This window comes from Stieleria magnilauensis (assembly GCA_007753675.1).
Lineage (GTDB): Bacteria > Planctomycetota > Planctomycetia > Pirellulales > Pirellulaceae > Stieleria > Stieleria magnilauensis.
The window spans coordinates 5,459,257-5,470,250 of sequence record CP036432.1; the positions used below are offsets into that span (position 1 = coordinate 5,459,257).

Here is a 10,994-nt window from a genome sequence, read left to right on the forward strand (position 1 = left end):
TGCGATGTCCGGCGTTCCCAAACCAGTGCTTTCCGAAGCCGATTACTTGGCTCAAGAACGCCAGGCAGACTTTAAGAGCGAGTTTTATCGCGGTGAAGTGTTTGCCATGGCCGGTGCCAGCCGACGACATAACTTGATCGTCGGAAATGCCGTCACCGCGTTCAATCTCGGCCTCCGCGATTCCGATTGCCAGGTCTATCCGTCGGACATGCGTGTCAAGGTTTCAGCCACCGGCCTGGTGACTTACCCTGACGTCTCGGTGGCCTGCGGCAACCCCGTGTTTGATGACGACCAGAATGACACGCTGCTTAGTCCCGTCGTCCTGATTGAAGTGCTCTCCAAATCGACCGAGTCCTACGATCGAGGGGCAAAATTTGAGCAGTATCGACACCTGAAATCGCTTCGCCACTACCTGCTGATCGCTCAGGATCGCATTCACGTGGAGCACTTTTCACTACAAGACGACGGAAACTGGTTGCTTCGCGAATGCAACGAAATCAACGGCACTGTCGAGCTGAAGCCATTGAATTGTGAACTGGCGGTCGGCGACTTCTATCGGAAGGTCGACTTGTCGGGAACCGAAGAACTCCGCGGCGGTGCCGAAACACGTTCGGCGGAACCGTGATTGGTTTTGGCGCCCTACCGGCTACCATTCATGGCCTCAATGGAGACTCATTCGTTTCCCCCCCCTTCCTCGTTCTTGTTTGGAGTGCCTCCTGATGACGATTGCAGATGAGCTGGCTCGGTTACAGGCACTGCGCGATGCCGGATCGCTGACCGAAATTGAGTTCGAAGAGGCCAAGCGAAAGGTGCTGCACGAACAGCCGCAGCCGGCGATGTCGGGTTTCGGGGGCTCGTCCGCACCCGGCCAGATCATGGGCGTCAACGAAGAAACCTATTGCACGCTGATGCACCTGTCCCAGCTGCTCGTTGTTTCAGGGCTGGGCATCGTCGCACCGATCGTGATGTGGGTGATCAGCAAAGACGAATCCGACCTGGCCCGCCGCCACGGCAACCGCATGATGAACTGGCTGATCAGCAGCCTGATCTACGCGTTCGTCTCCGGGCTGTTGTCCATGGTGCTGATCGGAATTCCCTTACTCATCTTGATTCTGATCCTGGATTTCGTGTTCCCGATCATGGCCGCGGTCAAGGCGAACAACGGCGAGATCTGGTCCTACCCGGGAGCGATTCGGTTCTTTGAAGAGGACTGAATAAAGGGGCTGGGGTCGACACGCGCCACTGGCTGACGCCGCGTGCTGGAAGGACAGGCTGGAGGAAACGGCCGGAAGCCTCTCGCACGGTTTAGATCCAGAGTTTCATGCGGTCGTTGAGCATGCCGGGCAGCGCGCGGCGGACCATCGTCTTGACTTGCTTGTCGTGGTAACGCGTGCTCAGGTGCCCGGCGATCACCAGTTCATTTTCGAACCGATCGGCGCGCTGGCGATAGTCATCGACGTGCATGTGACCGTGCTTGTGGATTTTGTCCTTGCGGTGCTCGGGCGCGACAAACGTCAGTTCGCTGACCAAGACCTTTGCCTTGTAGAAATCTGGATTGTTGTCCAATCCCGGCGGCGAGGTGTCACCGGTGTAGGCGAAGACGGGAACCCGATGTTCGGTCGTGATCTCGGTGCCGGCGAGTTTCAAGTCGCGGATTTCAGGTCCGGACAGTTCAGCGAATTCGGATTTCAATTTGTGCCGCCGGTGATAGACCACAAAGCCGAGCGAGGTGATCGTGTGCCGCGTCGGCACCGCCGTCACCAAGTACTCGCGGCCGTGTTCGATTTCGTCTCCGGCGTTGAGCCCGACCAATTCGCAAGGCATCGCGCCACGGTCCAGCCGGCGAAAGGTTTGCAGCATGTTCCAGGCTTCGTCGACCGCCGAATCGGGCAAGTAAATCACCGGCGGATCCATCTTCATCATCCGGCGACGAGACACATAAGAAGGCAGCGATGCGATGTGATCCAAGTGGGCATGGGAGATGAACAGCGTGGGCGTGCCCATGAAATCCCAGGGTTGCGCGCCGACATCGAACAACAGTTTCAGCTCGTTGATTCTCCAGCACGTCTGCACGGCCGCGCGAGAAAAACCCTCGATCGTGAGACCATCGTGGTGGTGCGAGATCAGGGGAATGTTTTCGACCATAACGTCTGTGTTTCCAATGTGGCTCGTCGGTTCCAAACGAGTGCCCGGCTCAAACCGCCGAACTGCGATGCGTCTAGTTCTTTGCCGAAATGCGAAGCTTGTCGCCGGCTGCATCGATCTTCAAGGATGCTTGGTCGGTGATCAACCGTACAAGCTGCCAAAGGGTCTGGTCGACGACCGAGAGCGAGACCCGTTTCTCGAGCTGAGGGTTCGCCGCGGGATCCAATTGGCACTGCAAGCCGAGCTGTCCCACCAACGCTTGAATCAATGGCCCGGCCGGTTTGTCGACAACCTCCAGAGAAAAGGTGCGTTGGTTCGCTTTCAACCGATCCAACGCGGTTCCTGCCGCCGGGTTCGCCGGGCCCGGAACCTGTTCTTGATCCGGAATTGACAGCATTTGCCGGCAAAACGCCTGGTGAGCTGCCGGGATGGCGAGCAATCGAATCTGGCCGCCGCTGACTTTGGTTTGCAAATTCGGATCGATTTCTCGCAGCCCCTCGATGACGCTGGAGGCTCTGGCGAACTGATAGGCACGCGCGAAGGGGACATCGATTCGATCGTCCGGAAGCTCTCCTAAAAACTGTCCGGCGATCAAGTGCAACGCCAGCTGCGGTGAAATGTCACGCAGCGTCGTTTCCGGCCACAGGTCATGCGGAAGCGCGGTCGGCGCGTGGTCGCCAGATTGTCTTCCGGCAGAGTGTCCTCGAACGAGTTGCAAGGCTTCGTCGGGAGTCGTCAGGTCGGGCCATTGCAGGTCCATGGACTCGGCGCCACCGCGACGCGATCGACGGCCCGGGGCGTCATCATCGACGTCGGAATAAAGGCGGTGCGAGAGCTCGGCGACCCAGGAGGCGCGACCGATCAGAACGCAGTTGTCCACGGGGTAGCAAACGCAACCGGCCGATGACGCAACCTTGCAAAGCGATGCATACCGCGTCGGCCCGAGGCCTCCAGGAGAAACTAGGCGATCTGGGTTGACCTTGCGGTCGAGCCAGGTGTTGATGTGGCGATTGGGCTGAGTTTGTTGCTGGGAAGCGATGGCGATGGCGAGGCGCAATGACTGTCCATCAACGAAGCCGGTGTGCGGTTCTCGGAGCCGCTGCGCGAAATCGTCGGTTTGGCTCAGTGGATCTGCGGCCGCGATTGGTTTAGACAGTCCGGCAAGATGCAGAACGGAGATCGCCGTCACGACGACGGTGCAAACCAGCGGCTGAAAACGGAGGGGATGGTACATCGTTTTCCTGGGAGTGGTCGGCGTGGAGCGCGCGGCACTTTTTTGTGTTTTTGACAAGACAGGGGCTTGATCGAGTGATCGCCGCTGATCTGCCCGTTGGCCGGTTGCGTTGGCGAGTTGTGGAGGCCCTGATCGGCAACTAGACTCGTGGACCACCGGGGCTGGAAATCTGGCATGGATCGGTTGCCTGAGACACCTTCGTGCCTAGTATACACGCGACTTGCACCACGACTCTCCCAACTTCGACGGATGGCAAAGTGACTTCACCTCTCGTGCGGACCACCCGACTGGCCACAGCCTATCGCCGACTTCTCTCCAGTGCGGACGCCCCGCGGTATGCGGCCGAGGTTGATGAGCACTACTCTCCGATGACCTTGGCGACCTTGCTCCGCCGTGGTGATGTCGAACTGCGTCGTGCCGCGGCGATGGCCTTGGGGCTGCTTGGCAACAGTCGATCGATCGACCCGCTCGGCCGCGCGCTCAGTGATGTCGATCGCGGTGTTCGTCTGGTTGCCGATGATTCGTTTCGCGGGCTGTTGTTGCGTGATGCGGCACCGACCCATCACCAGCAGCTGCTCAAGGTCATGCACTTGACCGACGGCGGCGAGTTTGCCGCGGCGCTGGCACCGGCGATGATCCTGGTCGAACAGGCGCCGATGTATGCCGAGGCGCATTTCCAATTGGCCAGTTGCTGGCATGGGCTGGAGGATTATCCCAAAGCATCACAAGCGTACGTCGCTTGCTTGTGGCGTTGCCGGTTTCACTATACGGCCTGGCAGGGACTGGCACGCTGTCAGATCATGTGTGGCGAATACCTTGCCGCATCGAAGTCGCTGGAACGTTGTATCGATATCGTGCCGGATTTAGAAAGTGCCCGCGTGCAGCTGCGGATGCTGCGGCGGCGGATGCGTCGCAGCGACGTCTGATGACAGAGCATCGTCTGAGACAGCGACGACGGATGAAGCCGGGTGTGATTGGGATGACCGGATGACCAGCTACAACGACCTCTTCGTGGCGATGGTCGCGTTCATCGGCGGCGTGTTAGCGCTAGCCGTCGCGATCGGCCCTTGGCAGAAACCGTATCACCTGCGATCGATCGCCCGCGTCGTGGATCGTTACGGCATGTCTGCGGCGCGATCAGTTTGGGTCTTGGTGGCGATCGTTTCGTTGATCGCCGGCATGGCCATCGCCAATGGCATTCGCCCGGGATACGCCACGCCAGATCGAACGCTCAGCGGCAGCACCAAGTAAACCGCGACATGTAAACGTGCGACGCGTCGGCGTGAGACGCCGCGTGGCCCCTTGCTAACGCGTGCGGGCTTAGATCGACAGTCCGTTACACACCCGGGTTGGATTCTTCGATCGCTTGATCCATGACTTCGATGGCCGCATCGAGGTAGCGGTCGAACGATTTCTCGAAGTGCAACATGGCGGCTTCGTCGGCGAAGAAGAACATCCGGTTGTGAATCGGATCGATCACGCCCCACTCACGTTTGCCGGGCACGATCTTCTTTTCTTCAAAGAACCGGACGACGTCGATTTCGTTCAACATCGGAGTGAACGGAATCGGATCGGACAGGAACAATTCCATCGAGTCCTTGTCGGCGAACAGGTACAGTTTGCCGAGATGGATGACGCCCAGTTCCGGTTTGCCTTCGACCCATTCGCCACGATTGACAACGGAAACGGCACAGTAGCCTTGGATCGCGAGTTCGGGTTTGCTCGGCGAGTCGGTCGTCTTGGACGCGGTCGTGTTGGCGGTGGGTTGGGTCGCGGCCGCGTCACCGGGAAGTGTCATGCCACTGGTTCGTGCACTTGCCAGCGATGCCTGGACCGAACCGGACTTGGTCACACTGGCCGAACGCACGCGACCGGTTGAATCGCCGGGAAGCATGAATTGATTTTGCCGCGACGTGCCGGTCACTGCGGACGGGGTCACTGCGGTCGGGGCCGTTGCGGGGGCAACCGCGCCGGGGGCCGGGATTTGGACCGGCAGCGAATCGGGCGCCATGGTGGTCGGCGGTGTTGCGGCGGGCGGCGTCGAGGTCATCGCCACGTTGGCAGCCGGAGCCGTCGCAGTGTGCGTTGCCGATGTATTGTGCGTTGCCGGTGCGGTTTGTTCGGCGCTGGCCAGTGTCGAACGCGCCTTGGCGTAGCTGACTTGAGCTTCGGCCAGCATTGCGATGTAACGATCGGGCTGCTGGGGGCTGACCGAGTGCGAGAGTGCCTTGCCGTCGGTGGTCACGATCACGTCGGTGGGATACTTCGTGACCTTGAACATTTCAGCCAACTTGGGGTTCTTGGTCCCGTGGACTTTGACCGGTACGAAGTTTTGGTTGATCGATTGCGACACCGATGCACTGCGAAACGCGCCTGCTTCCAAGCGATCACAATAAATGCAATTGTCGGTGTAGAAGTGCAACAGCATCAGCTTGCCCTGCTGCTTGGCTTTGGAGTGGGCATCGCGAAGCTTGCCCTCCCAAGCGATTTGGGCTTGAGACGATTGCGCGCCGAGACTGGTGAGCGTGAAGACAACGAGATAGATCGCGGCGTTTCGCATCCTGCGTTCCTGTGTCGATCCGGGAGGAAAAACTGTTGGGGGTGAAGCGTCCGAACGAAGCACCCGGACATTGCGCCTGGTGAGTTGATCGGCAGGCGGGAACCTGTCGCTTAAGCGGAAAGTACAGAATAGGTCGACTTTAACGCCAGTTCAGCCGGCGGGGTGCGATGAAAAAAACGGCGGGCTCGGCTTGGCGGCTTCTGCTACGGCTTTAACTCTAAGATTCAATCCTGACGAAGCGCTCCAGCCATTTCACCGGGCTAACGATCGAAAACGATACCCACGGGTAGTGGACGAGGCGACGAGTCCCGCGAAACCGGTAGTGGACGAGGCGACGAGTCCTCTGCCAATTTGCCCACTGCAGAGGACTCGTCGCCTCGTCCACTACCGCCTTCCCGACACGCAAGGTGACAAGGGGCACTTTTGCCCACTGCAGAGGACTCGTCGCCTCGTCCACTACCGCCTACCCGAAATGCAAGGTGACAAGGAGCACTAGCTGAGCGTCGTTCCGCGCACGCCGTCTGCCAAGCCCGCCACACCCCTCGAAAGCGGGGCAAGGGACAGGCTTCGCTTGACACAGGCTGTTGCTCGGCTATATTTCCGATAGCTTTAGTCGGCGGTGTTGTTGGAATTTACGCTTCACCGCTCCACAGTTCATTGCGTCGCTCCACGACGATTCTGCGATTCGGCTTTTGAAGGGCCGGAAGGTTGATTTGCCTCTCTTCCCGATGACTGGCCACCGGTCGGTTCGAGTGTGGGAGTTGAGACGGGAATTTCCCAGCATCGACGTATCCAGGTGTCGGGCGACGAAAACGGAAAGGAATTGGTAGTGTCCGTGGGATGATTGGTCCCGGGACACCGGACAACCCTACGATCGACACAAGCCAGAGGAAACGGCATTTTGCTTGGCGGCCGGCGCCGCTCCCCCGCCAGTTCGGTCCAGCCCGTGAATCGGGATGCTGATTGGTCGCAACCCCATCGGCGCGGTTGGGCAGCGATTCGGTCGTGTTCGTTCAAGTGAGGAAGGTCAGTTGCAGCGTCGTGTCCACCGGACAGGCCCTGGAGTGATCGGTCGCGTGTTGAATTGTCAGTGCGAAACGCGTGCTGGCCAGTGAAAACAGTTTCGCCAACGCCATGACGTTGGCTCACGAAAACTATTTGGTTTGACCCTGCGCGGGACGGTTTCCGCAGCTTCGCGCTTGGGTCCTTTATCGTTCCATCCTGCGGATTCTTTACATGATTGCCGGCCGACTTCCGCTTCCCGGCGGAAGACGCTCGATGGCGCGTCGGCGCTCTCTGGATTACACATGGCGAAAAAGAAACGGTCTCCTCGTCGCGGCCCAAGCTCCAATGGACAAGCCGGAGGCGGGGGTGGTAACAAACCGCGTTCGCGAAGACGGCGACGTGGCGGTGGCGGTGGCAGTGGTAACAACGGTGCCGGCGCGAGAGATCAGAACATGGATCGCGAGCCCGCGGACATCCCCAGTGACGCGCCGCTGGAAGAGTGCGAGGGGATCCTGGAATTGCACCCCAACGGTTACGGGTTTCTCCGTAGCCGTGACAATAACTATTCCCGCGAACGCAGCGATCCGTTTGTCCCCGGAACGATGATCGAGCGATTCGGCTTGCGACAAGGTGTCTTCATCAAGGCGATGATGCAGCAAGCCAAACGCCAGCAGGGCCCCCGGATCCGCGAGATCCTGGACGTCGACGGGATGCCGCCGGAGTCCTATCCGGACGTCAAGAGTTTTGAAACCCTGACCCCGATCAACCCCGAAGAGTGGCTGGTTCTGGAGCGCGGGCAGCGGCCGATCACCAACCGTGTGATCGATTTGCTTGCACCGCTCGGCAAGGGACAGCGGGCATTGATCGTTGCACCGCCTCGAAGCGGGAAAACGGTCATGCTGCAGGACATCGCCAGCGGGATTGCGGCCAATCACCCCGATTTGAAATTGATCGTGTTGCTGATCGACGAGCGGCCCGAAGAAGTGACCGACATGCGTCGCAACGTCGTCGGTGGCGAAGTCGTCGCGAGCAGCCTGGACATGGACGTCGAAAGCCATGTCCGACTGAGCCAATTGGTGATCGATCGCGCGCGGCGACTGGCCGAAATGGGCCAAGACGTCTTCCTGATGCTCGATTCGATCACGCGACTCGCCCGTGCGTTCAACAAATGGGTCGGACGCAGCGGCCGAGGCGGGGCGACGATGAGCGGCGGCTTGGACATCAAGGCGATGGACATCCCGAAGAAACTGTTCGCCACCGCCCGGGCCTTCCAAGAAGGCGGCTCGTTGACGATCGTCGGCACCTGCCTGGTGGACACCAACAGTCGGATGGACGAGGCGATTTTCCAAGAGTTCAAGGGAACCGGAAACATGGAATTGGTGCTCGATCGCCGCTTGGCAGACCGCCGCGTCTGGCCATCGATCGACATCAGCCAGTCGGGAACACGCCGCGAAGAATTGCTGCACGACGAAGAAACGTACGAAGCCGTGACGATGTTGCGCCGAACGCTTTCCAGCATGCATCCCTGTGACGCAATGGAACAACTGACCAAACAACTCGGTCGATTCGAAAGCAACGACGAGTTCATCAAGCTGATCAGCGGCGCCAAGACGTCGCTGTAGAGTGATTGGATTCAGGTTTCAGGTTTCAGGTTTCAAGTTCGGACTACCCCAACTTGGAACAGGGAACTTGAAACGCTAGACTGGATCTGTGCCGGAGGATAAGCGAATTGGTGAGCGGCCTCACTGGAACTGAGGTACCCCGTAAGGGGCTGCGGGTTCGAGTCCCGTGTCCTCCGCTCGTTTGGGCCCGTCATGGACGGGCTTTCTGAATCATCGACCGTTCGTGTCGAGACAAACGAATCCAGCCTGTCACCCCAAGTGGCACCCTGGATTCGCCACGATGTGTCGCCAGTGCGGTCAGCATTAAGACCGTCGCAGGCCTTGTGAATGCCGAGCGCCGTAATGCCGTGCGCCGTGACGCATTGCAAGGCGGTCTCAGATTGCCGCCCTTTCTTCCCCCGTCTGATCGATGATGATCGGCGGACGCTTTTCACGCTCGATTCTGGGCGCAGGGCATTCCTTTTGGGAGCGCCGATAAAGCGAAGATGCAATCGTGCTCAGGTTGTAGAATGTTCCACTGACGCTGAGGTGGGAACCATTGATGCGCCACTGTGGATGCAATGCGCCAGTCGCTGCTGAATTCAGGGCGGTCACAAGACGTCCTGCCGATCGCCGAGTCAACACTTGCCCCTGACGCGACATGACCGAGAGTCCATCTGAAGACGGGATCCCAACACGGAACCCCTTTCATCCGCCGACTGCGACGGAAGCGCGCCCGCAGCGACGATCGATGGTGTACCTGTTCGCGTGTTTGCTGTGGTGCGGCTTGGCGATCAAGATCATGGTTCTGCGTCCGGCCATGCGTTCGATCTTCGAGGACTTTGAAGTTCAATTGCCGGTACTGACCCGTTGGCTGCTGCATCCAGGCTTCAGCGCACTGCTCCTGTTGATCGCCATCGGGCTCGTCAGCGTTCCGCTGTTCTTGGGAGCGAGTGAGACGCGTCGCCGGATCGGCTGGTACGCGATCGCCCTGGCGCTGGTCGTGTTCGCCCTGCTGGTGATCGGTTTCGGGCTGCCGCTGTTCAGTCTGATGCAGGCCCTGTCTTGACGTCGTCCGTGCGCCGCCCAGATTTGAATGAACGGTTGCGGTTGCTCTACTCAAAATCTGGCTCGTCCCATGCATCGTGCAACAGCACATGGATTGACTTGAGGATCGATCGCAGCAGTTCGTGCAGACCCGCCGACTGATCGTCCGAGATTTTTCCTTCGTTGCGAAGGCCAAGCACGGCGCCTTGGGCGAAGGCGTGTCCGGAGAGCGCGCGTTTGAGTTGGCTGATCGCGAGCGCTCGATCGATTCGACCCTCCAATCTTCCATGAGTCGCTTGCGCCAGACCGCCGAGCAAATCCATTGCGCCGCGACAGGCGATCGAGGGGAATGAGCCGGGCGAAGCATTGTCCGCCGGCAAATCCATGAACTGCATCAGCAGCGTTTCCGCCTTGATCACCGCTGGGTGCTTCTGGTCACCAGCAGCGACTTCGTCGTTATCTGGTTCGATTGCATCAAAGAGATCATCAATTGGATCGACAATCGGATCGCCCTCGCAACGGGCTGCCAGCCCTTCTTTCTGCATCGCCAGATCGAACGCATCGGCGTCGGACATCCCCGAAGCCATCGCTTCCTCGATCCAACGGGCCATCCGCTCGCTGCGCAGGTCGTTCTTCCTCCTCAGCCGATCCATTTCGTCGACTTCGTCTTCCAGACTCTGCTCCATCCATTCGGGGACCTCCGTTGGAGGATCCGGTTTCAGCCCGCCGACCATTTTCTGATGAACCAGGGTTGCGATCCGCTGCACGCGTGACGCGACTATGTTCGGGTCTTCTGCCGCCTCTTTGCTGAGCCCCGAGGGACGCAGTTGGTCAGCGAGCATGCCGATCGCCTGGCCCGAGGACCGCATCTTGCCGGCCAGCTCGTCCGCATTTCGATGGTCGTAAAACCCACTTTCGTCCTCGATGTTCAGCCGACTGCAGTAGCGTGCCTTGATCGCGCCCAATAAATGAGCAACGGCAACGTGCCCCTCGACTCCGCCGAACTGGGTTTTGACAAAACAATCGGGTGGTTCGGGCAAGGGTCCTTTTTCGGCGGCGCTGATCTGGTGCAACGGGATGAAATGTCCTTCGGGGGAAATCAGCAAGCTCAGGGTATCCTGCCCTGGTGCCATCTCAACGATCAATCCCCGCACCAGACGTGAGCGATCGTGCTCGGAAAACGAACGCCAAATGGTGGCATGTCCGCCGAGCGAAAACGCAATGTCAGTCACACGGTCCTCTAATTCCTCGACGTCTTCCAGGCGGTCGAGCGTGCCGCGGTACTGGATCGTGATTCCCATCTTTGCTTCCAACGGTTTGTTGATGTCCTATTCCGGAAGGATATCAGAAAACCCGACCTCGGTTTTCGGATCATCACCGTCACGCTACATTCCACGTTTCC

The 10,994-nt window shown here is 59.3% G+C and carries 11 protein-coding genes and 1 tRNA gene; 7 read left to right on the forward strand and 5 right to left on the reverse strand.

The genetic code is table 11. The annotated features are described in order from the left end of the window. The first annotated feature begins 4 nt into the window (after positions 1–4). Both TBK1r_RS19110 and TBK1r_RS19115 read left to right on the forward strand, forming a co-directional pair. Entirely contained in the window at positions 5–625 is a 621-nt protein-coding gene (locus tag TBK1r_RS19110; protein WP_145214106.1) for a Uma2 family endonuclease, read from the forward strand. 94 nt (positions 626–719) lie between these two features. After that, complete coding sequence (locus TBK1r_RS19115; protein ID WP_145214109.1) at positions 720–1,214, forward strand: magnetosome magnetite crystal formation protein family; 495 nt, start codon at positions 720–722, stop codon at positions 1,212–1,214. Between the two features lie 91 nt (positions 1,215–1,305). On the opposite strand, the gene TBK1r_RS19120 is transcribed toward TBK1r_RS19115, so the two are convergent. Together TBK1r_RS19120 and TBK1r_RS19125 are read right to left on the reverse strand one after the other, a co-directional pair. After that, on the reverse strand, positions 1,306–2,145 hold the full coding sequence (locus tag TBK1r_RS19120) for an MBL fold metallo-hydrolase (RefSeq protein ID WP_145214113.1): 840 nt from the start codon (positions 2,143–2,145) through the stop codon (positions 1,306–1,308). Between the two features lie 73 nt (positions 2,146–2,218). After that, positions 2,219–3,379, reverse strand: a complete 1,161-nt coding sequence (locus TBK1r_RS19125; RefSeq protein ID WP_145214115.1) for a hypothetical protein — start codon at positions 3,377–3,379, stop codon at positions 2,219–2,221. A 257-nt stretch (positions 3,380–3,636) separates the two neighbouring features. On the opposite strand from TBK1r_RS19125, the gene TBK1r_RS19130 reads away from it, so the two are divergent. Continuing rightward, positions 3,637–4,305: a HEAT repeat domain-containing protein gene (locus TBK1r_RS19130; RefSeq protein WP_419580143.1), complete on the forward strand. Its 669-nt coding sequence runs from the start codon at positions 3,637–3,639 to the stop codon at positions 4,303–4,305. Positions 4,306–4,366: 61 nt separating this feature from the next. Further along, positions 4,367–4,630 carry a hypothetical protein gene (locus TBK1r_RS19135; RefSeq protein WP_372896607.1) on the forward strand — a complete coding sequence of 88 codons (264 nt, stop codon included), beginning with the start codon at positions 4,367–4,369 and terminating at the stop codon, positions 4,628–4,630. Between the two features lie 85 nt (positions 4,631–4,715). Here the strand turns inward: TBK1r_RS19135 and TBK1r_RS19140 are convergent, their stop codons facing one another. Together TBK1r_RS19140 and TBK1r_RS38680 are read right to left on the reverse strand one after the other, a co-directional pair. After that, positions 4,716–5,939 (reverse strand): thioredoxin family protein, encoded by a 1,224-nt coding sequence (locus TBK1r_RS19140; RefSeq protein ID WP_145214118.1) that lies wholly within the window; start codon positions 5,937–5,939, stop codon positions 4,716–4,718. Positions 5,940–6,952: 1,013 nt separating this feature from the next. Further along, the gene (locus TBK1r_RS38680; RefSeq protein WP_419580144.1) at positions 6,953–7,075 is read right to left on the reverse strand and encodes a hypothetical protein; all 123 of its coding nucleotides are present in this window, start codon (positions 7,073–7,075) and stop codon (positions 6,953–6,955) included. Between the two features lie 171 nt (positions 7,076–7,246). Between TBK1r_RS38680 and rho the strand changes: the two genes are divergently transcribed. The 3 genes from rho to TBK1r_RS19155 all read left to right on the forward strand — a co-directional run bounded on the left by rho (position 7,247) and on the right by TBK1r_RS19155 (position 9,614). Next, positions 7,247–8,566, forward strand: a complete 1,320-nt coding sequence (rho, locus tag TBK1r_RS19145) for a transcription termination factor Rho (RefSeq protein ID WP_145214121.1) — start codon at positions 7,247–7,249, stop codon at positions 8,564–8,566. Positions 8,567–8,659: 93 nt separating this feature from the next. Continuing rightward, a tRNA-Ser gene (locus TBK1r_RS19150) sits at positions 8,660–8,742 on the forward strand. A 590-nt stretch (positions 8,743–9,332) separates the two neighbouring features. Further along, positions 9,333–9,614 carry a hypothetical protein gene (locus TBK1r_RS19155; protein ID WP_145214124.1) on the forward strand — a complete coding sequence of 94 codons (282 nt, stop codon included), beginning with the start codon at positions 9,333–9,335 and terminating at the stop codon, positions 9,612–9,614. Positions 9,615–9,660: 46 nt separating this feature from the next. On the opposite strand, the gene TBK1r_RS19160 is transcribed toward TBK1r_RS19155, so the two are convergent. After that, entirely contained in the window at positions 9,661–10,893 is a 1,233-nt protein-coding gene (locus TBK1r_RS19160; protein ID WP_145214127.1) for a hypothetical protein, read from the reverse strand. Between the last annotated feature and the right edge of the window lie 101 nt (positions 10,894–10,994).